This window comes from Kribbella sp. NPDC054772, from assembly GCF_053611945.1.
The window spans coordinates 82673-108202 of the sequence record NZ_JBSHBJ010000007.1 but is presented as its reverse complement, the minus strand read 5'-3'; the positions used below and the strand labels follow the sequence as shown (position 1 = coordinate 108202).

Annotated in this window: 23 protein-coding genes and 2 pseudogenes; 9 read left to right on the top strand and 16 right to left on the bottom strand. The window is 68.5% G+C overall.

All coding sequences use genetic code 11. The features are described from left to right. Positions 1–4: 4 nt before the first annotated feature. Positions 5–703: a TetR/AcrR family transcriptional regulator gene (locus tag ACWGID_RS14285; protein WP_452196897.1), complete on the bottom strand. Its 699-nt coding sequence runs from the start codon at positions 701–703 to the stop codon at positions 5–7. 238 nt (positions 704–941) lie between these two features. Here ACWGID_RS14285 and ACWGID_RS14280 point away from each other — a divergent pair, with 238 nt between their 5' ends. Next, positions 942–1664, top strand: coding sequence for a hypothetical protein (locus ACWGID_RS14280; RefSeq protein WP_452196896.1), 723 nt, complete (start codon positions 942–944; stop codon positions 1662–1664). A gap of 9 nt (positions 1665–1673) precedes the next feature. Here the strand turns inward: ACWGID_RS14280 and ACWGID_RS14275 are convergent, their stop codons facing one another. The 4 genes from ACWGID_RS14275 to ACWGID_RS14260 all read right to left on the bottom strand — a co-directional run bounded on the left by ACWGID_RS14275 (position 1674) and on the right by ACWGID_RS14260 (position 4546). Beyond that, on the bottom strand, positions 1674–2258 hold the full coding sequence (locus ACWGID_RS14275; RefSeq protein ID WP_452196895.1) for a CGNR zinc finger domain-containing protein: 585 nt from the start codon (positions 2256–2258) through the stop codon (positions 1674–1676). 3 nt (positions 2259–2261) lie between these two features. Beyond that, complete coding sequence (locus ACWGID_RS14270; RefSeq protein ID WP_452196894.1) at positions 2262–3272, bottom strand: SPFH domain-containing protein; 1011 nt, start codon at positions 3270–3272, stop codon at positions 2262–2264. Then, on the bottom strand, positions 3272–3565 hold the full coding sequence (locus ACWGID_RS14265; protein ID WP_452196893.1) for a hypothetical protein: 294 nt from the start codon (positions 3563–3565) through the stop codon (positions 3272–3274). Before ACWGID_RS14265 ends, ACWGID_RS14270 begins: the two co-directional genes overlap by 1 nt. 273 nt (positions 3566–3838) lie before the next feature. After that, positions 3839–4546, bottom strand: a complete 708-nt coding sequence (locus tag ACWGID_RS14260; RefSeq protein ID WP_452196892.1) for a TetR/AcrR family transcriptional regulator — start codon at positions 4544–4546, stop codon at positions 3839–3841. A gap of 114 nt (positions 4547–4660) precedes the next feature. Here ACWGID_RS14260 and ACWGID_RS14255 point away from each other — a divergent pair, with 114 nt between their 5' ends. Further along, positions 4661–6868, top strand: coding sequence for an MMPL family transporter (locus ACWGID_RS14255; RefSeq protein ID WP_452196891.1), 2208 nt, complete (start codon positions 4661–4663; stop codon positions 6866–6868). Here ACWGID_RS14255 and pdxH read toward each other — a convergent pair. Genes pdxH through ACWGID_RS14240 form a run of 3 tightly spaced genes read right to left on the bottom strand, consistent with a single transcriptional unit; the run spans position 6784 to position 9769 of the window. Beyond that, the gene (gene pdxH / locus ACWGID_RS14250; RefSeq protein ID WP_452196890.1) at positions 6784–7458 is read right to left on the bottom strand and encodes a pyridoxamine 5'-phosphate oxidase; all 675 of its coding nucleotides are present in this window, start codon (positions 7456–7458) and stop codon (positions 6784–6786) included. The two genes, ACWGID_RS14255 and pdxH, sit on opposite strands and share 85 nt — an antisense overlap. A 9-nt stretch (positions 7459–7467) precedes the next feature. Beyond that, positions 7468–9162, bottom strand: a complete 1695-nt coding sequence (locus tag ACWGID_RS14245; RefSeq protein ID WP_452196889.1) for a hypothetical protein — start codon at positions 9160–9162, stop codon at positions 7468–7470. Between the two features lie 31 nt (positions 9163–9193). After that, complete coding sequence (locus ACWGID_RS14240; RefSeq protein WP_452196888.1) at positions 9194–9769, bottom strand: hypothetical protein; 576 nt, start codon at positions 9767–9769, stop codon at positions 9194–9196. A 190-nt stretch (positions 9770–9959) separates the two neighbouring features. On the opposite strand from ACWGID_RS14240, the gene ACWGID_RS14235 reads away from it, so the two are divergent. After that, a complete protein-coding gene (locus ACWGID_RS14235) occupies positions 9960–11072 on the top strand; it encodes a citrate synthase 2 (RefSeq protein ID WP_452196887.1) in 1113 nt (370 codons plus the stop codon). Here the strand turns inward: ACWGID_RS14235 and ACWGID_RS14230 are convergent. Then, a complete protein-coding gene (locus ACWGID_RS14230) occupies positions 11069–11797 on the bottom strand; it encodes a helix-turn-helix domain-containing protein (protein WP_452196886.1) in 729 nt (242 codons plus the stop codon). The genes ACWGID_RS14235 and ACWGID_RS14230 overlap by 4 nt on opposite strands. A gap of 127 nt (positions 11798–11924) precedes the next feature. Here ACWGID_RS14230 and ACWGID_RS14225 point away from each other — a divergent pair, with 127 nt between their 5' ends. Both ACWGID_RS14225 and serC read left to right on the top strand, forming a co-directional pair. Then, entirely contained in the window at positions 11925–12785 is an 861-nt protein-coding gene (locus tag ACWGID_RS14225) for a phytanoyl-CoA dioxygenase family protein (protein ID WP_452196885.1), read from the top strand. Positions 12786–12942: 157 nt separating this feature from the next. Then, positions 12943–14067, top strand: coding sequence for a phosphoserine transaminase (gene serC / locus ACWGID_RS14220; RefSeq protein WP_452196884.1), 1125 nt, complete (start codon positions 12943–12945; stop codon positions 14065–14067). 146 nt (positions 14068–14213) lie between these two features. On the opposite strand, the gene ACWGID_RS14215 is transcribed toward serC, so the two are convergent. Both ACWGID_RS14215 and ACWGID_RS14210 read right to left on the bottom strand, forming a co-directional pair. Continuing rightward, positions 14214–15320, bottom strand: a complete 1107-nt coding sequence (locus tag ACWGID_RS14215; RefSeq protein WP_452196883.1) for a hypothetical protein — start codon at positions 15318–15320, stop codon at positions 14214–14216. Further along, positions 15317–16573: a class I SAM-dependent methyltransferase gene (locus tag ACWGID_RS14210; protein ID WP_452196882.1), complete on the bottom strand. Its 1257-nt coding sequence runs from the start codon at positions 16571–16573 to the stop codon at positions 15317–15319. Before ACWGID_RS14210 ends, ACWGID_RS14215 begins: the two co-directional genes overlap by 4 nt. Positions 16574–16708: 135 nt before the next feature. Here ACWGID_RS14210 and ACWGID_RS14205 point away from each other — a divergent pair, with 135 nt between their 5' ends. Next, on the top strand, positions 16709–17026 hold the full coding sequence (locus ACWGID_RS14205; RefSeq protein WP_452196881.1) for a type II toxin-antitoxin system Phd/YefM family antitoxin: 318 nt from the start codon (positions 16709–16711) through the stop codon (positions 17024–17026). 462 nt (positions 17027–17488) lie between these two features. On the opposite strand, the gene ACWGID_RS14200 is transcribed toward ACWGID_RS14205, so the two are convergent. Beyond that, positions 17489–17854 (bottom strand): hypothetical protein, encoded by a 366-nt coding sequence (locus tag ACWGID_RS14200; protein ID WP_452196880.1) that lies wholly within the window; start codon positions 17852–17854, stop codon positions 17489–17491. Positions 17855–18015: 161 nt separating this feature from the next. On the opposite strand from ACWGID_RS14200, the gene ACWGID_RS14195 reads away from it, so the two are divergent. Both ACWGID_RS14195 and ACWGID_RS14190 read left to right on the top strand, forming a co-directional pair. Continuing rightward, positions 18016–18639 (top strand): helix-turn-helix domain-containing protein, encoded by a 624-nt coding sequence (locus ACWGID_RS14195; RefSeq protein ID WP_452196879.1) that lies wholly within the window; start codon positions 18016–18018, stop codon positions 18637–18639. 24 nt (positions 18640–18663) lie between these two features. Beyond that, on the top strand, positions 18664–19962 hold the full coding sequence (locus ACWGID_RS14190; protein WP_452196878.1) for an MFS transporter: 1299 nt from the start codon (positions 18664–18666) through the stop codon (positions 19960–19962). On the opposite strand, the gene ACWGID_RS14185 is transcribed toward ACWGID_RS14190, so the two are convergent. From ACWGID_RS14185 to ACWGID_RS14170, 4 genes and pseudogenes are all read right to left on the bottom strand, one after another. Next, positions 19892–21001 (bottom strand): hypothetical protein, encoded by a 1110-nt coding sequence (locus ACWGID_RS14185; protein WP_452196877.1) that lies wholly within the window; start codon positions 20999–21001, stop codon positions 19892–19894. The genes ACWGID_RS14190 and ACWGID_RS14185 overlap by 71 nt on opposite strands. A 110-nt stretch (positions 21002–21111) precedes the next feature. Then, complete coding sequence (locus tag ACWGID_RS14180; protein WP_452196876.1) at positions 21112–22449, bottom strand: FAD-binding oxidoreductase; 1338 nt, start codon at positions 22447–22449, stop codon at positions 21112–21114. A 1156-nt stretch (positions 22450–23605) separates the two neighbouring features. Beyond that, positions 23606–23708 (bottom strand): annotated as a pseudogene (locus ACWGID_RS14175) (DapH/DapD/GlmU-related protein); the annotation flags it as partial. Between the two features lie 84 nt (positions 23709–23792). After that, a pseudogene (locus ACWGID_RS14170) lies at positions 23793–24104 on the bottom strand (acyltransferase); the annotation flags it as partial. A gap of 115 nt (positions 24105–24219) precedes the next feature. On the opposite strand from ACWGID_RS14170, the gene ACWGID_RS14165 reads away from it, so the two are divergent. Further along, the gene (locus ACWGID_RS14165) at positions 24220–25296 is read left to right on the top strand and encodes a LacI family DNA-binding transcriptional regulator (RefSeq protein ID WP_452196875.1); all 1077 of its coding nucleotides are present in this window, start codon (positions 24220–24222) and stop codon (positions 25294–25296) included. Positions 25297–25530: the final 234 nt, after the last annotated feature.

The window sequence follows — 25530 nt, the reverse complement described above, 5'->3', positions numbered from 1 at the left end:
TCGATCAGGATCGCAGACCGCGGTCGAAGGCCGCGACCAGGAATGCGACCAGGTTCTCGGCCAGCTTGCCGGGATCCTCCGGACCGGCGGTACCCAGTCCGGTCGCCTGTGACGTCGACGACAGTGTCGACGGTGTGGTGGACGACGTGGTGGACGCCATCGTGGACGGCGCGACGGCCAGTGCCTGTGACTGGTGCAGAGCCAGCAGACCCAGCATGTTCACGTACCCGAAGGCGACCGCGTCCGGCGTGGCCTGCGGCAGCGCCCGCTGCAGCGCGGCCAGGTACCGGCTCTCGATCGGATCCGACTCGGCCGCGTACAGCTCGCGGATCCGCCGGCTCGGATCGAACGCGATCCGGCCGATGAACCGCGCGATCACGGCACCCCGCTCACCGCGGCGCAGCACCAGGTCCAGTCCGGGCTCGATGAAGGCCCGGATCAGCTCCTCCGGTGTCGGTGACCCGCTGGCCTCCAACTGGTCCAGCCGGCGCCGGCGCTCGGCGTTGACGGGCGCCATTGCCCGGCTGACCGCGGCCCGCAACAGGGCTTCCTTCGATCCGAAGTGGTAGTTGACCGCTGCGATATTCGCGGCGGCCGCGACCGTGATGGCCCGCAGCGAGGTTCCTTCATAGCCCCCTTCGCCGAACCGCTGCTCGGCGACGTTGAGCAGCCTTTCCCTGGTCGTTTCGACCGGTGTCTCCACAGAGTTCTCCTTCCCCCCGGCTACCGCTCGCTCAGGCACCCCACCTGCTCACGCGCAGTAGCCTGCAGTCAGCATAGTTCAAACGGTCATTTGAACTGGAGGGCTCAGCCCGGTTGTCTCCGAGAAATCCTCAGATTTCTCTGAAACCCTCTACTTCCCACCACTCTCCGCGTTCACACCTCGATCACACCCTGTGCTCCGGCGAGTAGTTCCGGTGACTGGTCTAGGGTCGTGAGCCATGACTTTCGTGCGGGTCGAGCGGCGGTTCCAGGGGCCGGAGCGGTCGGGTAACGGCGGGTACGTCGCGGGTTTGGTCGGGACCGCACTGGCCGGGAAGCTCGACGGATCGCACGTTCCCACGGTGACGCTGCGGAAGCCGCCGCCCCTGCAGAAGGACCTCGGGCTGGCGGCCGCGGCGGACGGCGCGCGGCTGACCGACGGTGACGCCGTGGTCGCGGATGCAGTACCGGTCGGCAGCGACGAACTCGTCGACGCGACGATCGAACCGGTGCTGCCCGAGGAGGCGCGGGCGGCCGAGGCGTCGTACCGCGGGCTGCGGGATCACCCGTTCCCGACCTGCTTCGTCTGTGGGCCGGCGAATCGGGACGGTCTGCAGTTGAAGCCCGGGCCGATCGGCGACGGGCGGACGGCGTGCACCTGGAAGCCGGGCGGCGATCTCGCCACCGACGGGCTGGTCGACGAGGTGTTCCTCTGGGCGGCGCTGGACTGTCCTGGCGGCTGGACGATCGATCTCGAGGGCCGTCCGTCCGTGCTCGGCCGGCTGACCGCATGCATCGACGCGCGACCGCAGGCCGGCGAGGAGTGCGTCGCCCTCGGCCGCTACCTCGGCGAGGACGGCCGCAAGACGTTCACCGCAAGCACCCTGTACGACGCCGACGGCCGCGTTCTCGCCCGCGCCAAGCACACGTGGATCACGGTGGACCCCGCCGCGTTCAACTAGTGCGGGGCACTAGCGCACGCGGGCCGCGTGGGCTCGGACCTTGGCTCGGTTGCCGCAGGTGGCCATCGAGCACCAGCGGCGGCGGCCGCGCGGGTCGAGGAACAGCCAGCCGCATGACGGGCAGATCCGAACGTGCTCGCGGGACGGACCGGTCAGCAGGTCACCCGCGAGCAGCGCGACGTTGTGGAGCGGGAGCGCAGCGTCTTCGGGCAGCTGCCAGATCGGGCCGCTGTCCGATCGGACGAGTCGCCGGCGGCCGGAGGCGTCCTCGATCAAGTGGGCGACGGCCTCGAAAGTGTTGTCGGACGCCTGACCCGCCAGGACGTCGTACAGGTCGGCGCGGAAGGTGAGCGCGGCCCGCAGGTGTTCGTTGGGGGCGCCGACGAGTCGGGTCACCGTGGCGGGCGCGAGCAGGCCGACGTACGAGTTCCAGATCAGGAAGGCGTCGTACGACGTCAGCCACTCGGTCCGGGCGGGGCCTCGGGTGGTCCACTCGGACCGAGTGTTGACGAAGTCGAGCACCGGGTGCGCGCCGACCGGCTTGGGCAGGACGACGCCCTGCACGAGCTCGAGATGGGACGGCAGCGCACTCATGCTTTACCTGGCCGGCTGCGTCGGGGTGACCGGCGCGGACGGCTCCTGGTTCGGCAGCTGTCCCTGTTGGGTGGTCGTCGGCACCGGGATGCTGACGTTGCCGTTCTGCGGGATGACCATGAACTGGATCTTGCCCGATTCGATCGCGGTCTTCAGCAGGTAGCCGTTCGCACCAAGCATCGCGACCTGCTGCTTGACCGACTGCAACTCGACGTTGACCTGCTGGTTCTTCTGCTCCTGGGTGGCCTTCGCCAGCTCGGCACGCTGCTTGGCTTCCAGGCCGTCGATGATGCCCTTGTCCAGCGGCATCGGCTTCTGGACCGTGAACGACAGCTCGCCACAGTCGTTGCTGCCGTTGTAGCCCGGGCCGCAGAAGTAGTCGCCACCGACCGCGGCCGGCAGCAGCCGGGTGAATTCCTTGGCCGCCGCGCTCTGGAACGCCGACTTCTTCGCCTCGTTGTTGTAGAGCTCGGCCCACCCGTAGTTGGTCGCGACCGCGGCCAGCGCCCGGTCGATCTGCGGGCGGAAGTAGCTCTGCAGCATCGTGTTCCAGCCACTCTCTTCGTACGCCTCGGTCTTCAGGCCGATCCGTTCGTGGAAGGACTTGATGACGTCCTTGTCCCGGTTCAGCGTGAAGTAGACCTGGACCCGGACGCCGAGCCGGACGTTGTCCTTGCTGACCACGGTGACCTCGTCGCCCGCGTCGGTGTCCGCGCCGTCGCCGCCGATGATGTACGAGCGCTGGTCGATCGGGTACGTGTAGACGGTGTCACCGGGGCCGATCAGCGAGTTCGTCGAACCCGGCGGGATGATCGACTTGAACTTCTTGTCCTCGATCACGCCACCGCCGTAGTGCAGGCCGATCCGGTTCGCGTCGGTGTTCGCGAAGTTGAAGATGTTGAACAGCGCGATGATCACGATCACCGCGACGATCAGGCCACCGATCAGCTTGGCCTTCCCGCTGCCACCACCCTTCGGCTTGATCGCCGTGGCAGCGTTCCCCAGTTTCACCATCAGTCGTCGAGCTCCTTGTTGCTTTCCACCAAGCGCCGGATGTCGGCGAGGGTCAGGTCGGCGGTGACCGCGACGTCGCGCGGTACCGACGGATGCGAGCTGAGCGTACGCAGGCCCTGCTCGGCAGCCGCGACCGCCCGCTCCAGCGTCCGGACCTCCCGCATCAGCGCCCGGTGCTCGGCGTTGACCTCGGCAAGTGCCTGCTCCGCCTGGGCGGCCCGGCGGTACGACGCCCACGCCCACCAGGCGGTTCCGATCAGCAGGACGAGGGGAATCAGGCCGAGTCTGATCATCTTCCGATTGTCGTTCATCCCTGGGCGAAAACTGGTTGAACGGTGATCCGGGCGGCAGTAAGTTCTCAGTACACGCGAAGGGAGGTGGTCCAAGGCATGTATAGCTATCGGACTCGTGAGGTGGCGGCGGGCTGACCCGCCAACCACATTTGTGTGGGCAACGTGGTGGGCTAATTCAACGCCGGCCACCGGGCCCGCGGGCAGTCAGGTAGTCCGCCTGACCCTGAGCGTCGACCACCCGGTCGTGTCTCTGGAAGCGCCCGCGGGCTTTTTCTATTCCGGAGCAGGGCAGTCGAGGCCGAGAGCCTCGCCGATCTCGAAGAGCTGCGCCTCGAAGTACGCCGCGGCGTCCGGCAGCACCCAGTGCAGCTGACCGAAGACCTCCATGCAGATCAGGCCGTAGAGCCTGGTCCAGTAGTTCAGCGAGAGGTAGATCGCTCCGGGCGGCATCCCGTGGAAGTGCTCCGACTCGGCCGTGAGCTGCTCGACCAACGCCGTACCCAGTTGTTCCTCGGCCGGGTGCGGGAACGGCTTCTGGTGCCACACCTGCGCGACCAGCTCCTTGAACAGCGCCCCGAACCGCATCGCCGCCTGATGCCCCGGCGTCTCCTCGTGACAGTCGTCCTCCGGATCCGGTACGGCGGTCCCGAACAGCAACCCGAACTCGGCCGGATGGGCCAGCGCCCAGTCCCGCAGCCCGTTCGCCAGCAGGTAGAGCCGCGCGCCGAGGTCCACGCCCTCGTCGGTGCCCTGCAGATCGAGCAGCGCGCCGGTCAACTCGTCGTACAGGTCGGCGATCAGTGCACTGATCAGCGCCTCGTGACTCGGGAAGTACCGGTACAGCGCCGGCGGGGTGAGACCGAGCTCGCGCGCCACCGCGCGCAGGCCGACCGCGGCCGTCCCGCCGCTGACCAGCAGCCGGCGTGCGGCCGTCTTGATCTCGGCGAGCGTCGCCGCCCGGCGACGGTCCCGTCCGGTCACGCGGAACTCCTCCTTGACAGGGGTACAGGTCAAACCCCTAGAGTGAACACCGTTAACAGTTAACACTGTTCACTCTAGCTTCTGCGCTTCAATCTACGCCTTCGGGAGAGTTTCGTGTTCGAGACGCTCGGCCGTTTCACGTATCGGCGGCGCCGTCTGGTGCTCGCCCTGACCGGAGTCTTCGTCGTCCTCGGGCTGGCCTGGGGCACCGGCGTGTTCGGCTCCCTGGCGAACGGCGGTTTCGACGCGCCGGACACCGAGGCCGCGAACGCGGTCAAGACCATCGAGCAGAACATCGGCCGCACCGGCACCGACGTGATCGTGCTCTACAAGAGCCCGACCGAGACGGTCGCCGACCCGGCGTTCCGGCAGTCGGTCGAGCAGCACCTGGCCGGTCTCCCGAAGGACGACGTGGTCGGCGCCACGACGTACTGGAGCACCAAGTCGCCGCTCTTCGTCTCGAAGGACCAGCACAGCACGTACGCCGTCCTCACGCTCGCCGGTGCGACGCAGGAGGAGCGGCTGGCCACGTTCCACAAGATCGCCGACCAGGTCCGAGCGACGCCGGCCGGGCTGGACGCGAAGGTCGGCGGCGAGGTCGCGGTGTTCGACGAGGTGAACACGCAGACCGAGCACGACATCGTCCGGGCCGAGACGATCTCGACGCCGATCGTGCTGATCCTGCTCGTCGTGGTCTTCGGCGGCCTGGTCGCCGCGTCGCTGCCGCTGTTCGTCGGGGCGCTGGCGATCCTCGGCGCGTTCGTGCTGCTCCGCGGGTTGTCGGCGGTCACCGACGTGTCGATCTTCTCGATCAACATCGTCACGATGATCGGACTCGGCCTGGCCATCGACTACGCGCTGTTCATCGTCACGCGTTTCCGCGAAGAACTTGCCAAGGGCAATGACGTGGAGACGGCGCTGACCACGACGATGGGCACCGCCGGACGGACGGTCGCGTTCTCCGGCGTGACGGTCGGCGTGGCGATCAGCAGTCTGGTGCTGTTCCCGGTGATGTTCCTGAAGTCGATGGCGTACGGCGGTGCGGCCGCGGTCGCCGTCGCGATGATCGCTGCCCTGACCGCACTTCCGGCCCTGCTCGCGGTCCTCGGCCACCGGGTGAACAACCTGCGAATCTTCAAGCCCCGCAAGGCCACCGCGGAACACGGCGCCTGGTACCGCCTCGCGCACAGCGTCATGCGCCGCCCGGTCCGGTACGTCGTCGTGCTCGTGCCGGTGCTGCTCGTCTTGGGGATTCCGTTCCTCACCGCACAACTCGGCGGTGTCGACCACCGGGCGTTGCCGGCCGGCGCGACCTCGCGAACGGTGACCGAGACGCTGCAACGCGACTTCCCGGGCGCCGGTGGGTCGGACATCTACGCAGCGGTGCGGTTCGACTCCGCGCCGGGCGATCCGTCTGCGGCGCTGGCGCCGTACCTTGCCGAACTGCGGCGGGTGCCGGATGTGGAGAACGTGCGGATCGGCGGTTACCAGAACGGCGTCGCTTCGGTGGTGGTGCACACGAAGTACACCGGGCAGGAGTTGCCGGCGCGGGCGGTCGTGCACGGGGTGCGGGCCGTCGCGGCGCCGGCGGGGACGCAACTGCAGGTCGGCGGTGAGACCGCGGCGGTGATCGATCTGCTCGACGTACTGAAGCAGCGGGCGCCGTACATGGCGGGGTTCATCGTGCTGGTGACGTTCGTGCTGCTGTTCATCGCGTTCGGGTCGGTGGTGCTGCCGGCGAAGGCGCTGCTGATGAACGTGCTGTCACTGTCCGCGGCGTTCGGGGCGATGGTGTGGATCTTCCAGGAGGGGCACCTGTCCGGACTCCTGGACTTCACGCCGGCCGGGTTCCTGGACGCGACGAACCCGGTGCTGCTGTTCGCCGTGCTCTTCGGGCTGTCGATGGACTACGAGGTGTTCCTGCTCAGCCGGATCCGGGAGGAGTACGACAAGACCGGTGACAACACCCAGGCGGTCGCACTCGGATTGCAGCGGACCGGCGGGATCATCACCAGTGCCGCGTTGCTGCTGATCATCGTGGTGGCGGCGTTCTCCACCTCTGGCATCGTCTTCGTGAAGATGATCGGCGTCGGGCTGGTGATCGCGATCGCCCTGGACGCGACGATCGTCCGGGCGCTGCTGGTGCCGGCGACGATGCGGTTGCTGGGTCGCGCCAACTGGTGGGCGCCGGCGCCACTGCAGCGGTGGTGGAAGCGACACGGCTTCCGCGAAGGCGATCAGGGCTGGAGTCGGGACAGCTCCCAGCCCGCTGAACCTACAGGGCCTACTGAGCCTTCGGGGCCGGAGCTGGCGCGGCGGTAGGCCAGTCGGTCGTGCAGCCGGCCGGTGCGGCCCTGCCAGAACTCGAACGCCTCCGGGGCGACCAGATAGCCGCCCCAGAAGTACGGCGTGGAGATTTCGGTGCCCTCCGGCCATTGCCGCTCGTACGACGCGTACTGCAGGTCGAGCTCCTCGCGCGAGTCGACGGGCTGACTCTGCTGCGACGCCCACGCTCCGAGCTGTGATTCGCGCGGTCGACTCGCGAAGTACTCGTCGACCTCGTCGGCCGGGAGCTTGGTGACGATGCCCTCGATACGGATCTGGCGTTCCATCGCGTGCCACGGGAACACCAGCGCGCAGTGCGGGTTCGCCGCGAGGTCGTCGGCCTTGCGGGACTGCTGGTTGGTGTAGAAGACGAATCCGCGCTCATCGACGCGCTTCAGCAGCACAGTGCGCGCCGAGGGCTTCCCGTCTTCGTCGGCGGTGGCCAACACCATGGCGTTGGGCTCGGCGAGACCCGCTGCCCTGGCCTGGTCCAGCCAGAGCTGGAACTGCACGATCGGGTCGGCGTCCACCTGGCTCTCGAGCAGCTCACCCAGTCCGTACGTCTGCCGCATCTCCGCAAGGTCCACGCATCGAGCCTACTGAGGTCCGAATCTGCTGGTCCGGTAGGCCCTTTTTGTCGCTGCTATGGCGCGGATCAGCGGGCTACGGGCGGGGACGTGCCTGTTGACCTCCGCGAGGTGCTGGTCGAAGGTCGCGCGCCACAGCGCCTGGCGGAGGGTGGACTCACCGGTTGCCGAGCTCGCACCGGCTACCGAGGCGGCCCACAGCGTGCTGAGCGCCTGCGAGTCGAAACCGTCGACGTCCGCGAGCACCTGCTCGATCAGGTCGCGGTCGGCCGCATCGGCCAGACACCGGAGCTTGGCCGGGCTCCTGCGCGTACTGACCTGCGGGCTGGGCGTGAAGTCGGCCCGCTCTGGGACGAGCAGTCGTACCAGCTCGCGGTGCAAGGCGTTCTCGATGCGCTGGGCGGGATCGAGCGCGAAGGCCGCGCGAACGAACGAGGGGATGAGGAGAGGCGAGACGACGTCCCCTGTTGTACCCCCGCGGCGGAGGCGTTCTACGACGTAGAAGTAGTCGAGCATCGTGGCGTTCTCGATGCCGCCGTCGACTGCGGTTCGCAGTACCCGGTCGATCTGGTCGGCGACCGCGCTGCGAGCTGAGTCCGCGGGGCCGGCCGCTGGCATGAGGCGGGACTGCAGGTGGTTGCCGAAGGCGCTCAGCTTGGCCGGCAAGGGCAGTGCGTCGATTTGCAGTACGTCGCGTGGGTAGAAGTGGCCGTGTGCGATCTCGCCACCCGCACTGCCGATCTCCAGACGCGTCACGCCTGCCAGCGTTGCCGGAGGCGTGTTGAAGAGGTCGCTGGCCGGGCGGAGCCCTTCGGCGTACCGGTGCCAGCGCAGCGCTCGGTCCACCAGCTCGAGCGGCTGCGGTCTCACCTGCTTGCTTGGGGTCGTTTGGCTGTCCACATCGACGCCTGCGGCAAAGAATGCACTGGCAACCAGCCGCGAGTCAGGGCCACCACTCAGGTCGACAGTCGGACGTTCCTGCCACAGGCTGCCCACCGATCGGGCCACGTCCTGCAGTGCCGCTGCTGTCTCCTCAACGTCGGTCGACAACACACTGGTGGTCTCGATCCGACTCACCGTCGGTCGCTGACGGTAGCCCTCGGCAACGATGTGTGTTGCCCCGGGCACCGTGAGTACACTGTCGTACGGCGTGCTGTCGTCCATGAACCAGCCACAGCCCGCGGCGAAGGTCCAGCCACGGGACGACGCCACGGCCGGTACGCCGGCGAACAGCAACGCGGCAACGGGGCGATTGGTCCAAACCCACCCGTCCGGTAAGCGCAACTGAAACAGGCGACCGACACCAATGAAGTCAGTGAACAACTCCAGTCGCTCGTCCGCCGGGTCCAGGACGGCCATCGTGAACGGGGACGCCAGTTCGAGGAAGCTCGCCGGAGTACGTCGTACCGCGTGGGCCAACCGAGGAGGAGCGTCGTACGGCGCGATCTCGCCGATCACGCGTTGGTATCCGAGTGGAGCGTGCACACTCGCCACACAGACGTCACCGGCGTCGTGCCAGGACGGCCACCGGCAGCTGCCGTCGCGGCGGTCCCAGAGATGCAGTCCGACCGAGCTGCCGTCGTACCCGTGGTGTTTGGCCTCGTGCTGCCAGAGATCGCCGTAGTACGCCTCCACACGAGCACGACCGGCGGTTGCCCGCGCGGCGCTGTCGTGCGCGAAGGAGTAGGCGATCAGCGTTTCCATGCAGAGCCAGATGCGGGCTCCGCGGTGAAAGTTATCGGGGTGGTTGCTGCCCCGGGTACTGCTGCTGGCCGGGGTTCGGCGGCTGCTGTTGCTGGCCGGGGTAGCCGCCCCACTGCTGCTGTTGCGGGTACGTCGACTGGTAGCCGCTGCTGTCCTGGATCTGCCCAGGTGCCGCCGCCAGCTTCGCCAACTTGGCGTCCACGGCCCAACGCCGCAGACCGACCATCAGCAACGGAATGCCGAACAGGATGAACGTTCCGTCGAACAGCATGTAGCCGCTGTACTGCGTGCCCGGGAACTGGAACAGCTTCGTCAGGTCGAACGCCTGCCGCATCGGCAGCAGCAACACGGCCACGCCGACGACGCTGAGCAACGCGCCCGCACCGGTCGTCACACCGGAACCGATCGCCGGCACCAGCATCAGCAGGCCGACAACGGCCGCGATGGCGACCAGCGCGGCCAGCCACGGCAGCGTGTGGCCCGTGTCCGCGCGGAACGTCTGGATCCGGAGCATCAGGCGGGTGGTCGCGTACGACGCGCACACCATCCCGACGTACGTCACGATGACGCCGATCACGAGCCCGAGGGCGGGGAGGGGCTTTGTCATGCCCTCGACAGTAGACCTCTGACCGGTCCACCCGTGCGGAACCGACGCGTTGCACGGGGTGCACCGGGCGCCTCGAACCGGTCACAAAGCTGTCCGGTCCTCTGTACGGAGAACTATGCTGCGGAAGCGCCCATGGGTGCGCGGCTCTCCTGGTGAGCCTGCGTATTCACGACGAGGACGAGGGAGTCGCATGTCTGATCCGAGGACCGAGGTGCAGCACGGGCTGGAGGGTGTGGTCGCGTTCGACACGCAGATCGCCGAGCCGGACAAGGAAGGTTCGGCGCTGCGCTACCGCGGTGTGGACATCGAGGATCTGGTCGGCCGGGTGCCGTTCGAGAACGTCTGGGGCCTGCTGGTCGACGGTGCGTTCACGCCGGGCCTGCCGCCCGCCGAGCCGTTCCCGCTGCCGGTGCACACCGGCGACGTCCGGGTCGACGTACAGTCCGCGCTGGCGATGCTCGCACCTGCCTGGGGTCTGCGGCCGCTCTACGACATCGACGACGTCCAGGCCCGCGAGGACCTGTCCCGCGCGGCGGTGATGGCACTGTCGTACGTCGCCCAGGCCGCGCGTGGCATCGGGCAGCCGATGGTGCCGCAACGCGAGGTGGACAAGGCGAAGACGATCACCGAGCGGTTCATGATCCGCTGGCGTGGCGAGCCGGACCCGAAGCACGTCCGCGCGGTCGACGCGTACTGGACGTCCGCGGCCGAGCACGGGATGAACGCGTCGACGTTCACCGCGCGGGTCATCGCCTCCACCGGTGCGGATGTCGCCGCGGCGCTGTCCGGTGCGGTGGGTGCGATGTCCGGTCCGCTGCACGGTGGCGCGCCGGCCCGGGTACTGACGATGATCGAAGGGGTCGAGCGCTCTGGTGACGCTCGGGCCTACGTGAAGGGCCTGCTGGACGCCGGCGAGCGGTTGATGGGCTTCGGCCACCGGGTCTACCGGGCCGAGGACCCGCGCGCGCGGGTGCTTCGCCGTACGGCGCGAGAGCTGGACGCACCGCGGTACGAGGTGGCCGAGGCGCTGGAGCAGGCCGCGCTGACCGAACTGCGCGAACGGCGACCGGACCGGGTGCTGGAGACGAACGTGGAGTTCTGGGCGGCGATCGTCCTGGACTTCGCCGAGGTCCCGCCGCCGATGTTCACGTCGATGTTCACCTGTGCACGCACCGCCGGCTGGAGCGCCCACGTCCTGGAGCAGAAGCGCACCGGCCGCCTGATCCGTCCCTCGGCGATCTACTCCGGCCCCGCCTCCCGCCCGGCCGACTCCATCGAGGGCTGGAACCCCAACTGGGCCTAACGGTCCTGGCTTGGGTTGCGTCCTGTGCGTTGTTTGTACTGGCGGCTGAAGTACGGGACATCTGTGTAGCCGAGGGCGGCGGCCGTCTCTGTGACGGTCATGCCGCTCTCGGTGAGTAGTTGGTGTGCCCTATCGATCCGCGCCTGGATCAGGTACTGCGCAGGCGACATCCCGAACTGCGTGACGAAGCGCCGGGTGAACTGGGCCCTGGACAACGAAGCGCGGCGCGCCATCTCGGCGACCGTCCAGTCCCGGCTCGGGTCCTCACGTAACTGCCTCGCGAGCTCGTCGACGGCGGCGTCGGTGACGCTGCGGCCGGGATTGTGGACAGCGTCCCAGACCAGCGCGATCAGTTGCTCCAGGCACAGTTCCGCCTGTCGCCGCCCGATCGCGTCACCCCGCCGGTACGCCGCGTCGCTCGTCCGCGCGAGGACGCCGAGCAGCTCACGATCCATCACCTCACCCCAGCGTGGATCCGGTGCGGCCGTCGGCACGGTCGCGAAGTGCATGCCGAAGACCAGGAGTCTTCGGTGCGGGTCGTGCGTGGCGCGCGGCGCGTCACCCGGCTTGAACACCGCGCAGACGCCCGGCCGCAACTCCTGGCTCTGACCGTCGAGCTCGAGCGCGCCACGGCCGTCGACCACACACCACAGCAGGTGGTCCACGAGCGGCCGCGACGTCCAGGACCAGCGGGGTTCGCAGCGCCAGAAGGTCGGTGCGGACATCCGCTCCAGAGCGAGCCTGTGCAACAAAAGTTCAAGTCCTCGCGTGAATCGTCCGTGGTTCCGAACCAGGTTTGGGCAGGAAAATAGGGTTCACAAGCAGCGTAGAGCAGAGACGCGGGAGACGTGCATGAGCGTTTCATACAACACCGACGAGCGGGCCGCCGTACTCCGGGACGAGTTCGAGCGGACCGGGTACACCCTGGTGCGCGGGCTGTTCGCCACCGACGAGGTCGACCGGCTGCGGGACCACTACATGGAGGTGCGGCACGGCGGACCCCGGTCGCACGACTTCGCCGGGCACAACTCGACCGATCGCGACCCGCTGAAGCGGTACCCGCGGATGGCGCAGATGCACCGCTGGGACGACGCCTCGCTGCAGTGGCTGGTCGACCCGCGCATCGACGAGGTGATGACCGCATTGCTCGGGAGGTCGCCGTACGCCGTACAGACGATGCTCTACTTCAAGCCGCCGGGCTCCCGCGGACAGGCGCTGCACCAGGACAACTTCTACCTGAAGGCCGATCCGGGGACGTGCGTCGCGGCGTGGATGGCGCTGGACCGGGTCGACGAGGCGAACGGCTGTCTCGAGGTCGTGCCCGGGTCGCACCGCTGGCCGATCCTGTGCACCGAGAAGGCCGACACCAAGGTCAGCTTCACCGACGTGACCGTCCCGCTGCCGACGAACGGGGCCGCCGTACCGGTCGAGATGGAACCGGGTGACGTGCTGTTCTTCCACGGCGCGCTGGTGCACGGGAGCAACCCGAACGTCACCACCGACCGGTTCCGGCGGGCGCTGATCGGCCACTACATCGAGGGCGAGGCGGAACGGGTGGCGCAGTACTACCACCCGGTGCTGCGGATGGACGGGACCGAACTGCCGCTCGAGGTCGCCGAGGGCGGCGGCGCCTGCGGAGAGTGGACCGACACGCCCGATGGCCCGGTCGCCCTCCTCACCGGCACGGAGCGAACCACCCGCAAGCACGAGTAGCCCTTTGTGCACCAGATCCGTACGGCGGGGCGCTCGGCGTACGGATCCGGTGCACAGAGTGGACCCGCGGTGGTGGGTTGGGCGGGATGTGCGAGGATAGAGCGCGCTGACAGCGTCGTCGGCTTTCTGGAGTGCAGACGACGAAGGGAAGACGCTGGTGACCAGCGACATTCAGATTCCTGCAGAGCTCAAGCCCGCTGACGGCCGCTTCGGTTCGGGTCCGTCGAAGGTTAGCCCGGAGGCCATCGCCGCGCTGGCGAACGAGGGCGCCAAGCTGCTCGGCACCTCCCACCGGCAGGCGCCGGTGAAGAACCTGGTCAAGCGGGTTCAGGACGGCGTGGCCGAGCTGTTCCAGCTGCCCGACGGCTACCAGGTGGTGCTCGGGAACGGCGGCTCGACCGCGTTCTGGGACATCGCGACGTTCGGGCTGATCCGGGAGAAGAGCCAGCACCTGAGCTTCGGTGAGTTCTCCTCGAAGTTCGCGAAGGCCTCGCAGCTGGCCCCGCACCTGGGTGAGCCGTCGATCGTGAAGTCCGAGCCTGGCACCCGCCCGGTCGCGGTCGCCGAGGCCGGCGTCGACCTGTACGCGTGGCCGCACAACGAGACCTCCACCGGCGTGATGGCCCCGGTCAAGCGGGTCGAGGGCGCCGACGAGGGTGCGCTGGTCGCGATCGACGCCACGTCCGGTGCGGCCGGTCTGCCGGTCGACATCAACGAGGCCGACGTCTACTACTTCGCGCCGCAGAAGGGTTTCGCGTCCGACGGCGGCCTGTGGATCGCGCTGATGAGCCCGGCGGCGCTCGCGCGCGTCGAGGAGATCAGCGCGTCCGGCCGGTGGATCCCGGCGTTCCTGGACCTGGCGACCGCGGTCGACAACTCCAGCAAGAACCAGACGTACAACACGCCGTCGCTGGCCACGCTCTTCCTGATGGCGGAGCAGACCGACTGGATCAACAGCCAGGGCGGCCTGGAGTGGAGCGTCGCGCGGACGACGGACTCCAGCAACCGGCTCTACACGTGGGCCGAGAAGTCGGAGTACGCCACGCCGTACGTCGCCGACGCGGACGCCCGCTCGCTCGTGGTCGGCACCATCGACCTCGACGACGCGATCGACGCGACCGCGGTCGCCAAGACGCTGCGCGCCAACGGCATCGTCGACACCGAGCCGTACCGCAAGCTGGGCCGCAACCAACTGCGCGTCGCGATGTTCCCCGCAGTCGACCCCGACGACGTCGAAAAGCTCACCCAAGCCATCGACTACGTCGTCGAAAGCCTCAAGTAACCCGATAACCCCCAACAGCCGCCGCACCCACCGGGTCGCGGCGGCTGTTCACGTCTGCACCAGCAACCGGCTGCCGCACCCACCGAGGTGCGCGGTGGCCACCGTCCCCACCCAAGTAGCTACACACGCGTGGGTGGGGTTAGGGGTTAGCGACGGTGGGCTGTGGGAGGTCCTTGGCCGGTGAGGCGGTCGTTCTCGGCCTGGCGGTCGCGGCGTTCGCGGCGGCCCGGCGGGAACGTGATGAAGGTGATGATCAGCGCGAACAGCGCGGCGCCGATGACGATCCAGCGGAGGCTGTGGCTCTTGCCGGAGCTCGAGCTGTCGCTGTCCGAGCTACCGGCCGGCTTCGGAGTAGCGCTGGAACTCGGCGGCGTGGACGCAGCCGCCTTCGCCGGGATCGCGACTTGGTACACGGCCGAGTTGGGCCCTTCGCTCCCCACCACGACGGTGGTGTCGGTCGGCCCGAGCGCGACAGTCTCCCCCTGGCCGAGCGGCGCGGCGCCACGGGCGATCGCGTTGGGCGTGTCACCCCACGCGACGGTCGCGACATCGGCGTACGTCCGAAGCACCACCCGCTGGCCGTCCGGCAGGAACGTGCCGTCGGTGATCACGCCCGACGGCGCCGGGGCGAGCTTGCTGAGTTTGTTGGTGCCCTCGCGGGACGGGGCCGGCGGGGCGGCGTAGATCGCGCCGGCGCCCTTGAGCGACTTCGTGACGATGTACAGCTGGCTCGTCCCGGGCTCGACCAGCAGCGTCTCGGCGTCGTGCGCACCGTCGGGGTAGGTGAAGTCGAAGCGGTGGTACTTGACGTCCTGGTCCTGCAGCGTCTCCGGCTCCGGGACCGTGTAGATCTCGACCTGGTCCCGGTTCTCCTTGTTGTCGCCGATGTCGGCGATGTAGAGCGTGCCGTCCCGGCCGACCCCGAGCGCCTCGACGTCGGTCACCTTGGCGCCGAACTTCAGGACCGCCTTCACCTTGCCGGTCTGGTCAATTGCGAACACCCGCCCGGTGTCACCGGAGTCGTTCACGGTCCAGTAGATGCCCTGATGCTTGACGCTCTTCGCCAGCCCGGACGATTCCTTGATCCGATCGTCCCGGATCGTGAAGAGCTTCTTCGGTGCCGGCGTGGACGGGTCGGCGGCCGCGGACGAGGTGGTCGCGCTGGTCGCAGTGGCTGTTGTGGGAAGCGCCACACCTGTCAACGCGCAGAGGGCCACGCCCACCAGCGCCAACACCGACCGGACCTGTTTCACGAAACCACCTCGGCGCCCACGCTGTGCTCGGTGGGCGCTAGCAGGAGCTGGGCGAGCCGCGGCGTCACCTGCCACTCGGTGACGAGTGAACGGTACTCGGCCTGGAGGTCCGGTGTCGGCTTGGCGCCGGTCCGCGCTGCGCGGAGCAGCAGATTGCGCGGCGTGTGCTCACTGTCCACGAACTGCACGACCTCCACCCGGTATCCGACCTGTCGCAGCACGGCTGCCCGCAGGGAGTCCGTCAGGACGTCGGCGAACCGCTCACGAACGATGCCATATCTCGTCATCAGCGCATAAGGCGCCGGTGGTGTGACGCTCTTGAGCTGCTTTTGGATGTCGTGATGGCAACACGGAGCTGCGAGCACCAGCGGAGCCTCCCAGCCGACGGCCCGCGCGAGCGCGTCATCGGTCGCGGTGTCGCACGCGTGCAGCGCCAGGACGACGTCGGGCCGGACGTCCAGCTCCGCCGCCTGAATGGTCGCGTCGACGAACCGCAGGTGGTCCTGCCAGCCGAGCGCCTCGACCACTCGGCTGTTCCGTTTCCGGGCCGCCGGATTGTGGTCGATACCGGTCATCCGGACGTCGCGTCCAGCCGAGGACAGCAGGTGGTACGCCGCCAGCGTGAGATACGCGTTACCGCAGCCGAGGTCGACCACCTGCAACGGCCGCCCGGTCGCGATCCGGCCCGCCGAGATCGCCTCGTCGAGCGCCGGCGCGAGCAGCTTGCAGAACTCCTCGATCTGCTTGTACTTCGCCTGTCGCGACGGCTTCACGCGGCCTTGGTGATCACTGATCCCGAGCTCGATCAGGAACGGCGCGGCCGGGTCGAGCACCCGCCGCTTCACGCGGTCGTGAGCGGTCTCCTGCTCCCGGTCGCTCTGCTCCCGGTGCAGCAGCTCCTTGCCCTTCTTGGTGTACCGCAGCCGCAGGGTCTCGCTGGTGGTCTCGACATGCCAGGACCCGTACGCCAGCGCGAGCAGCTCGTCGACGGCCTTCTCCAGGTCCGGCCCGGCGACGTTCCGCGTGTGCGCCTGCCGTTCGTCGAACTCGGTGATCTGCAGGTGCCGCTGCCCCTTCAGATCGACGTACCGCACCTCGACCCGGAGGTACGCCGGCGGCTCCAGCCCGCGGCGCCGACCGGACGCAAGCCCGCGGACCAGACCACTCTGGTCGAGCAAGGCGGCACGGATCTCCGCCGACGCTCCGGACTCCTCCGGCTGCGCCGGACCGCCCGACCGCTCCTGTTGCTGCATCGCGCCATTGTCCCCGACCCCTCCACCGGATCTCAAAAGGGTCTCGACCACTGGCAGTACCCCTCCCAGAACTCCCCGCATTCACCCTTCCGATTCCCACCCTCGAACGGCGAACTGGACGCCGGCATTTGGCACATGTACCACCTTGGAGTCATGGATACGTTTGGGCTCCGCGAACTCCGGCAACACGCGAGCGACCCCGTCCGTCGCGCCGAAGCTGGTGACCACTTGGTGATCACGGTCTCCGGCCGCCCTGCCGCGGTGCTCCTTCGGCGCCGCAGGCCGTTCCGTCGCGCCGGCGTATCCGGCGCCGTACCCGCCGTGCGGCGACGCGCGGTGCGATGGCCGCGGCGGTGTCACGGGGCGTTGCTTGTTGTCTTGGGATGCGTGGATCGGTCGCGTCTGGGCGGAGCGGGGGTTAGGGGAACTTTTGTGCCGCCTGGTGGCAATTAGTTTCCCTAGATCGGAGCAGGTGGCGGACGGCGGCGGTGCGTGAGGCAGCCCTCTACACGCGCAATCCGACGGACTTCCGCGCCCTCCACGACCTCGTCGAGGCAGCAGCCGTCTGACCCGGTTCCCGCCGCACGCCCCACGGATGGTTGCCCCCTCGCGCGGTGTTGGATTGCCGAGCGGAAGCGCCAGAAGAACTGTCGCCACACTGCCCTCGTCGCACGTGATGGTCGCGAGGGTCCGGTCCCCCGAGGTGGGGTCGGACGCGCCGGTGACGGAGCCCGGTGAGGCCGCTTTGCGGCACACCTCACACCCGGACCTTCGCCGAGGCAGCCCACCACACCACGACCCGCGCGCCGCCGAAGGCGGCCAAAAGAACCGTCGCCGCACTCAGCCCCCTCCACACATGATGCTCGCGAGGAGCCGGGCCCCAGGCGGCGACCTTTCTCCTCCGGTCGGGGCGGTTCAGGTGAGTCTTTGGTCGTCTTCGATGAGGCCTAGGGCTCGGAGGCGGGTGGCGATGCCGCCTTCCTGGCGGCCGAGGGCTTCGACCAGCTGCTCCTTGGTGGCGCCGTTGTTGAACATCTCGATCAGGGTCTGCTCGTCCTCGGGCGTCCATTGGCGGAACGCGTTCGGGTGGTTCTTCCGGGCGCGCTCGATGCGGCGGGTCATCGAGCGGGCGTTCAGTACTTCGAGCGAGCGGATCCGGAGCTGCCGGTGGCGGCCGACCTCCTCACCCTCCCGCCAGAACACCACCGCCCCGTCGTCGAACGTCATCAGGTCGGCCGGGACGTCGCAGTAGTCGGCGTCCTCGAGCATCACGCGCATCATCGGTGGTTCTCTCCGTTCCTTGGTGGATGCGTGGTCGCCAGAGAAGATGCCGCGATCGCACCCCTACCGACCGGCCGATCCGCAATCTGTGGACAACCAACCCCAGAACTGCTTTGCAAAACCTCTTTGCAAAGAACCTTTGCAGTCCTATGCTCAGACCCATGAGCGACGACACACCGGCGCACGACAGCCCGGCGCACGACAGCACCCAGGCCGACGAGGTCGCCCGGACAGTCCGGCTGGACCGCCACCTCGTCCGCGCCCTCGCGCACCCGATGCGGAACCGGATCCTCGGTCTGCTCCGCGTCTACGGTCCACAAACCGCCACCACACTCGCCGGCCGACTCGGGGTGAACACCGGCGCGACCAGCTACCACCTCCGCCAGCTCGCGGACGCCGGGCTGGTGGTCGAGGACGACAGCCGCGGCAACGCGCGCGACCGCTGGTGGAAGTCGGCGCACCAGGGCACCGAGTTCAACGCCGCCGAACTGCTGGACCAGGAGCCGGAACTGGCACTCGGCTTCCTGCACGGCGTCGGCCAGACGTACGCCGAGAACATCTTCGGCTTCATCGACGCGATGCAGACCCTGCCGGAGGACTGGCGGGACGCCAGCCTGCTCTCGGACTACTTCTTCCACCTGCGCGCCGACCAGCTGGACGCGATGATGCACGAGGTCATGGCGGTCCTGGAGAAGTACAAGACGCCTGACCTCACCGCCCCGCTGCCCGAAGGCGCCGAGCAGGTGACGGTCCAGATCCAGGCCTTCCCGCGCGAGACGCGGTAACCGGACCAGGGGGTGAGGCAAGCGATGAACGACAAGGGGAACCGGGCGCCGTTGGTGGCGTTCCTGGTGGCCAACGTGGTCTCGATCTGCGGGACCCGCGTCAGCGCGATCGCGATCCCGTGGTTCGTGCTGATCACGACCGGGTCGCCGATCAAGACCGGTGTGGTGGCGATGGCCGAGATGGCACCGCTCGTCCTGGTGAAAGCCATCGGCGGCCCACTGATCGACCGGGTCGGCGCGCGTCGGGTCAGCGTCGTCGCAGACACAGCCAGCACTGCAGTCGTGGGCCTCGTCCCCCTGCTGCACACACTCGGCCTACTGCACTTCCCGACCCTGTTGGTGCTGGTAGCGATCGCGGGCGCCCTGCGCGGGCCAGGTGACGCCGCCAAGGACACGCTGATCCCGGACATCGCCAGAGCCGCCAAGGTCCCGCTGGAGCGAGTGACAGGCCTGGAGAGTACGACGGAACGCCTCGCCGGCTTCTTCGCGTACGCACTCGCCGGTGGACTCATCACTCTCGCGGGAGCGGTCAACGCCCTCTGGATCGATGCGGCGTCGTTCGGCGTCTGCGCCGTACTGATCGCCCGTTGGATCCCCAAGCCCGTGCAGCAAGAGCCCACCACAGCCGAGGCCGACGCAGAGGCAGAGCACAGCTACGGACAACGCCTGCTGGAAGGTTGGCGTTTTCTCCGCACCGACAAGCTGATGCTTCCGCTGGTGGTCATGATCGCGGTGACCAACCTGCTCGATGCCGCGACCAGCGGCGTACTGCTGCCGGTCTGGATCAAGGACCACGGCTACGGCCCCGGCCACACCAGTCTGATTCTCACGTCCTTCGCAGCGACCGCCACCGCATTCGCACTGCTGGCGGCCGCGATCGGCGATCGTATCCCCCGCAAGCTCGTCTTCACCGTGGCGTTCCTGATCGCCGGCGCCCCACGCTTCATCGCCATGGCGACCGACGCGCCAGTCTGGGCGCTGATGGCCGTGTACGCCGTTGGCGGGATCGGCGCCGGCTTCATCAACCCGGTCCTCGGCGCACTGTTCATCGAGCGCATCCCGAGTCACCTGCTCGGTCGCGTCCGTTCACTCAGCGGGGCGGTGTGCTGGACCGGCGTACCGCTGGGTGGCGTGATCGCCGGTGCGGCTGTCGCCGGTGTCGGACTGGCGCCCGCACTGCTCGCCGGTGGGGCGATCTACCTGGTCGCAACGATGTCACCGGTGCTGATCGGCCGGCACGAGCAGTGGAAAGCTACACCGGGTCCGACGGGTCCTGCGGAAACGGCGGCAGCTCCGGATCGGGTGGCAGTCGGAGCGTCTTAGTCTTCACCGTGGTGTCCACCGCGCGCCGCATCCGGTCGCGCTCCGCCCGCAGGATGCCGAGCATCACCAGGTCCAGCAGCATGCCGAAGGCGGCCGCGAACTGGGTGGCGGCGAACTGGAAGACCTGTGTCATCAGCAACGAGACGAGCACCGCCAGCTCGAACAGCCGGACCGCCCTGGCCCGGTTGTTCTTCCGCAGCGCCAGCGCACCGCGCACGGTGAACGTTGCTGACAGCAAACTCCCGACCGTGACTCCGACCACCGGGAGATGACCGAGACCGTCACCCAGCACGATCGCAATGATGAGCTCACCCACCACCTGGACCGCCAGCACGATGACCGCCACCCGCGGAGCCTTCGGGTGGGTGGCGAGTCGCTCGAAACCCTTCTGCAGCGCCTGCCAGGCCGCGTCCACCGGCGCGGCCAGCTCCACCTCGTCGGGCGGGCAGGCGGCCAGCAGCTCGGTCGTCTCCCGGCGACCGGAGATCTTCGGCGGAACGATCCGCAGCAGCTCTTCCGCCTCGGCCCGGCGCCGCCGGGAGAGGCCACCGGCGACGCCCTCGACGGCGTGGTCGATGACGTTCGCCAGCTCCTCGCGCGCGTCGATCGGCCGGCGCGTGGTGAGGAACCGGAACCCGAGCACGATCAGCACGAAGACGACGTACACGATCGCGGCGGTCGGTTTGTAGAAGTAGTTGTTGTCCGAGGTGACGAACTTCCCGACCTCGTCGATGAACAGCCCGAACCCGATCCCGCCGACTGTCGCCGCGGCGGGGCGGACCACCGGACCGACGTACCCGAGGAGCAGGGAGATCGCGATCAGCATCAGCAGACCGCCGGGGAGTACGTGCGCGATGTGCAGGCCGCGGCCACCGATCTGCGGGTAGCCGCTCAGGCTGAGGATCAGCCGCGTCACCAGCACCGTTGCCACACCGGACACCACGAACGTGGTCAGGTGCTCACCCGACCGGACGTTACGGACCAGGCCCGCCCGCATCAGGTACGACGACCGCGCTCCGGTACTGGTGGTGGCACTCATGGGCTCGACGTTAGCCTCCTCAGCGGAGGAACGCCGCGACCACGACGATGGCGACCAGGGCGGCCAGTACGAGAGAGGTCACCAGTCGGCGCGTGCGGGGGTCCACCCCGTCAGAGTAGGGGGAAGTTCCCAGTCAGTGTGCCGAGGGGGTCGACCCGGCGCTTGATCTCCCGCAGTCTGACCAGGTCCGGCCCGCTGACGCAGTCCTGCAACGAGCCCCACGCGGACAGGCCGGTCGGTGGCATGTCACCCGTGCGCCAAGGCGCCAGCGCCTCCTGCAGCGACCGCAGTGCGGTCTCCGCAGACTCCTGCAGCTCCGGCTTCGGAACGATGGAGACAGCCAGCACCATGTACTGCGCTGACGGGTCAGCCGAGGCCACTCCGGGACGACCGGCGTCACTACTACCCCTGAGGTGTCGCAGCTGCACCTGGAAGAGCAGCGACGGTTCACCGCCGTACTCGAGCAGCGTCGCGATCAGCTCCGGTGTGAGCTCGTCGAACGTCGACGTGATCAGTGACAGCGCCTGTGGTGGCGCCGGCACCGAATTCATCTCACCGACCTCACTGGGCTGCAGTGGACCGACGACGTCGCTCACTGGGGTGCCAGCAGCCCGGATAGTCGCCAGCACCCTGTCAAGAGCCTCCGGCTGGTACGGCGTCATCGCATCGACCATGCAGAACGACTGCCCGCGCACCTCCTCCGGCAGCGCCGGTGAGTCCGGGTAGTGGATCAGGTACGCCCACAGCGTCACCTGCTCCGCCGCGTCCCGCGTCGCCTTCGCGTACGCCGTCAGCACCGCCTCGGACTGCCCGATCGGGAACATCAGCCGCCCACCGGTGATGGCCGGAGCAGGATGCAGCTCCACCTCGGCCGACGTCACCACGCCGAAGTTCCCGCCACCACCACGCAGCGCCCACATCAGGTCCGCGTCGACGGTGTCATCGACCCACCGGCGTACTCCGGTCCCGTCGACGAGCTCCACCGCTCGGAGGCTCGCCGCACCGCTTCCGAACGGCCTGGCGAACCACGAGAACCCGCCACTCGTGCAGAACCCAACCACCGAGATGTTCCCGGTCGAACCAGGCAGTCCGGTCAGCCCAGTGCCGTCCAGCGCTGTCTGCACGGCTCCCCAGGTCACACCGGCACCAAGCCGTACGACGCGCTCCGATACGTCGACCGTGAGCTCCTCGAACGCTGCAGTCCGCACCACGATCGTCCCGTCGAGCGCGGGCGTCGTACCGTGGCCGACTGCCTGTACCGCGACCTTCAGTCCGTGCGCAGCGGCGTACGCGACGGTCTGCTCGACGTCACTCGCGTCAGCCGCTTCGACGACCGCTAGGGGGTGCGAGTCGACGGACCGGTTCCAGCCACGTCGTACGTCGTCCCAGTCCGGGTCGTCCGGGGTCACCAGCCGTCCGGTCAGTCCCTGCCGCAGCTCTTCGACCATGCATCCGGCCTACCACGCAGAGTGGGTCAGTGCAGGCTGACCAGCGGCTCCGGACGGTGCACGCCGCGAGGCCGGTAGCCCAACGCGTCGGACACGCCCAAGTAGTCGGACAGCAGCCAGATGATCGCCAGCCACATCTCGGTCCCCTGCAGACCAGGGATCGCCCGCTCGTCGGTGCCGTCCGGGGCGAACGCGAAACCGGCGCCGTCGACCCAGCGGGTGAGGATCGCGCGCAGCTGCTCCTCCGCCCAGCGCTTGCCGTCCTGCTCGCCGTACGACGTCTGTTTGCGCGCCAGCCACAGCGGGTGGATCACGTCCAGGATGTTGCACGAGTTGTAGTTGTCGCCGGTGAACATCCGCTTGTCGTTGCTGTGAGCAAGCACCGTCGCGACGGCCTGTTCGGGGTACGGCAGCGGCAGACCGAACTGCGCGTAGGTCCCCCGGGTCAGCCGGTAGAACCCGTTCACGACCTGCAGCCAGCCGTCGTCGGGATGCGGCTCGCCCCACATGCCGGTCTTCGGATCGACGTGCGTGAGGAGCCAGCCCATCAGCGGTTCGAGCGGGCCGGATTCCTTGTGGTCATGGAGATTCCGCGCCAGTGCGGTGCCGAGCGCGTCGATGCCGGAACCCGACGACCAGGCGCGCCGCTCCCACGGCAGGTTGTCGAGCTGGTCGAGGGTGAACTCGGTGGTGATCGGGTGCTCGAAACTGCTCCCGAGAACCTGGAGCGCGTACCCGATACAGAGGACGTGATAGCTCGCGGGCCCTTCCAGGACAGCGAGTTCGGCGTCCGACGGCTTGCCGAGACCGTCGTCGGAGAGGTCTCCCGGTGATACCAGTCCGGTCGCGGGATCCTGACGCGCGCGCAGTCGGCGTACCAGGTCGTCGCGCGTGTGGCCGGCCGGAGTCCGGCGTACCAGCAGATCCGCGATCTCGATCGCGTCGCACCACGGACGGATCTCGGGCGCGGCGTCGAGACCGGGGCGGTCGACGAAACGCTCACCGTCCCAGCAACGCGCCACTACGTCGTCGACCTGGGCGCGCGCCTTCGCGGCGAACTCCTGCAGTTTGGTCCGAAGGTCACCTGACATGGAAGCTCCTGTCCGCGAGCGGAGGACGCGGGCCGGGTTCCCGGCCGCGACGGAGTTGGCGGGGATGTTCTTCGTGACGACCGCGCCGGCGCCGATGATCGTGTGCGGGCCGATGGTGACACCGTCGAGGATCGTCACGTTGGAGCCGATCCAGACGTCGTCGCCGATCGTGACACCGCGCGCGGTGATCGGCTGCCGGAAGATCGGCTTGTCCGGCGACGTGCCGTGGTTGAACGCCAGGATCGACGTGTGCGCGCCGATCCGGACGCCGTCGCCGATCGTGATCTGGCCCCGGACGGTGGCGAACGGGTTGATCGTCGAGTCGGACCCGAGCGTGATCTCGCCGGTGACGTAGGCGTGCGCGGCGATGTACGAGCGCTCGCCGAGCCGCAGTACGTCGCAGTACACGGCGGCGGACTCGGCGACGTACACATCGGTGCCGAGCTCGACCGACCCGCCGAGCCGGGACTGCCGCTCGGCCTGCCGTTCGCGCTCGGCGTCGGAGCCCTTCCGGGCGTACTCCCAGGGCAGGAAATCCAGTCGCAGCGGCTCGGTCGAAGACATGGGAAAACGCTATCCAAAACCTGGCGGCACCGCCAGCCCCGAAAAGCCGCTGCTAATCTCCCGTCTGTGCGGGGACCGACATGAACACTTTTCCGTCTGTGCGAGGTGCCGGGCGATGACGACCAGCGGATCCGTGACCGACGGTGACGCCGACGGTCCGGCAGGCAGTACGCGCCGCAGCCATCGGGTCACGATCAGCGACCTCGCACGCCGGCTGCACATCTCGAAGGCGTCGGTCTCGTACGCGCTGAACGGCCGCGCCGGGGTCAGCGAAGAGACCCGGCAACGCGTCCTCGCGCTGGCCGAGGAGCTCGGCTTCCACCCGAACTCCGCCGCCGTCGCCCTGTCGGCCAGCCGGACCCGGACGATCGGCATCGTGATCGCCCGCGACCCCACGCTGATCTCGACCGAAGCGTTCTACATGCGCACGCTGGTCGGCATCGAGCAGTACCTGAACGAGGTCGATTCCTCGCTGCTCCTGCGGCTGACGGGCGAGCACGGCGAGGATCTCGACGTACTGCGGCGTTGGTCGCGGCAGGGGCGCGTCGACGGGTTCATCCTGTTCGATGAGCACGACGACGATCCGCGGATCCCGGTCATCAAAGAGCTCGGGATGCCGTGCGTGGTGGTCAGCTCGAACGCGCCGGACGACTCGGTCGGGCGGCTGATCAGCTCATCCGAGGAGACCGTCGCGCTCCTGCTCGAGCACCTTGTCGAGCTCGGGCACACGAACGTCGCGCACATCAGCGGGCCGTTCACCTTCATTCACGAACGCCTGCGGGTGCAGACGCTGCGCGACCAGGCGGCCCGGCGCGGGATCACGGTCCGGCACATCGAGGGCAGCTACCGGTACGACGACGGCGCCGAACTCACCCGCCAGTTGCTCACCGGGCCGAACCCGCCGACCGCGATCGTGCTCGGCAACGACCTGATGGCAGTCGCCGCACTCCGCGTCGCGATGGACCTCGGTACGGCGGTCCCCGGCCAGGTCTCGGTGCTCGCGTGGGACGACTCGCCGCTGTGCGAACTCGCCCGGCCCGGCATCACCGCGGTCGACCAGAAGACGATGGAACGCGGCCGCGCCGCCGCCGACCTGCTCCTCCGCATCGTCACCGGCGACCCGGACCTCCACGAACAAGCCCCCGCCGGCGAACTCCGCCGCCGCGACTCCTCCGGCCCAGCCCCCACCTGACGGCCCCCACCAACCCGCCACCGAACGGCCACCAACCCGCCGCCGGCCCCCAGCGCGGTTGAGGGGCCGGCCCCACAAACGGCACTGGATCGGGCGTCAGGTTAAGACTCTTTGAAATCGGGTGGTTTCGGAGAGTGTTGGATTGCGTTTGCCGGCGTCCTGGTGAAGTTTGAATGAGTCACGAGGTCGTAACGAAGACCCGAGAACTGAACCGGTTAGGGTTTCGAAACTTAA

Excerpts from the sequence above, each read along its gene's own strand:
- ACWGID_RS14180 (WP_452196876.1), bottom strand. The coding sequence starts at position 22,449 with ATGGTCGAAGAGCTGCGGCAGGGACTGACCGGACGGCTGGTGACCCCG.
- ACWGID_RS14190 (WP_452196878.1), top strand. The coding sequence starts at position 18,664 with ATGAACGACAAGGGGAACCGGGCGCCGTTGGTGGCGTTCCTGGTGGCC.
- ACWGID_RS14195 (WP_452196879.1), top strand. The coding sequence starts at position 18,016 with ATGAGCGACGACACACCGGCGCACGACAGCCCGGCGCACGACAGCACC.
- ACWGID_RS14225 (WP_452196885.1), top strand. The coding sequence starts at position 11,925 with ATGAGCGTTTCATACAACACCGACGAGCGGGCCGCCGTACTCCGGGAC.
- ACWGID_RS14210 (WP_452196882.1), bottom strand. The coding sequence starts at position 16,573 with ATGCAGCAACAGGAGCGGTCGGGCGGTCCGGCGCAGCCGGAGGAGTCC.
- ACWGID_RS14240 (WP_452196888.1), bottom strand. The coding sequence starts at position 9,769 with ATGACAAAGCCCCTCCCCGCCCTCGGGCTCGTGATCGGCGTCATCGTG.
- ACWGID_RS14165 (WP_452196875.1), top strand. The coding sequence starts at position 24,220 with ATGACGACCAGCGGATCCGTGACCGACGGTGACGCCGACGGTCCGGCA.
- ACWGID_RS14200 (WP_452196880.1), bottom strand. The coding sequence starts at position 17,854 with ATGATGCGCGTGATGCTCGAGGACGCCGACTACTGCGACGTCCCGGCC.
- ACWGID_RS14270 (WP_452196894.1), bottom strand. The coding sequence starts at position 3,272 with ATGGTGAAACTGGGGAACGCTGCCACGGCGATCAAGCCGAAGGGTGGT.
- ACWGID_RS14280 (WP_452196896.1), top strand. The coding sequence starts at position 942 with ATGACTTTCGTGCGGGTCGAGCGGCGGTTCCAGGGGCCGGAGCGGTCG.
- ACWGID_RS14245 (WP_452196889.1), bottom strand. The coding sequence starts at position 9,162 with ATGGAAACGCTGATCGCCTACTCCTTCGCGCACGACAGCGCCGCGCGG.
- ACWGID_RS14235 (WP_452196887.1), top strand. The coding sequence starts at position 9,960 with ATGTCTGATCCGAGGACCGAGGTGCAGCACGGGCTGGAGGGTGTGGTC.
- ACWGID_RS14275 (WP_452196895.1), bottom strand. The coding sequence starts at position 2,258 with ATGAGTGCGCTGCCGTCCCATCTCGAGCTCGTGCAGGGCGTCGTCCTG.
- ACWGID_RS14265 (WP_452196893.1), bottom strand. The coding sequence starts at position 3,565 with ATGATCAGACTCGGCCTGATTCCCCTCGTCCTGCTGATCGGAACCGCC.
- ACWGID_RS14230 (WP_452196886.1), bottom strand. The coding sequence starts at position 11,797 with ATGTCCGCACCGACCTTCTGGCGCTGCGAACCCCGCTGGTCCTGGACG.
- ACWGID_RS14205 (WP_452196881.1), top strand. The coding sequence starts at position 16,709 with ATGTACCACCTTGGAGTCATGGATACGTTTGGGCTCCGCGAACTCCGG.
- ACWGID_RS14185 (WP_452196877.1), bottom strand. The coding sequence starts at position 21,001 with ATGAGTGCCACCACCAGTACCGGAGCGCGGTCGTCGTACCTGATGCGG.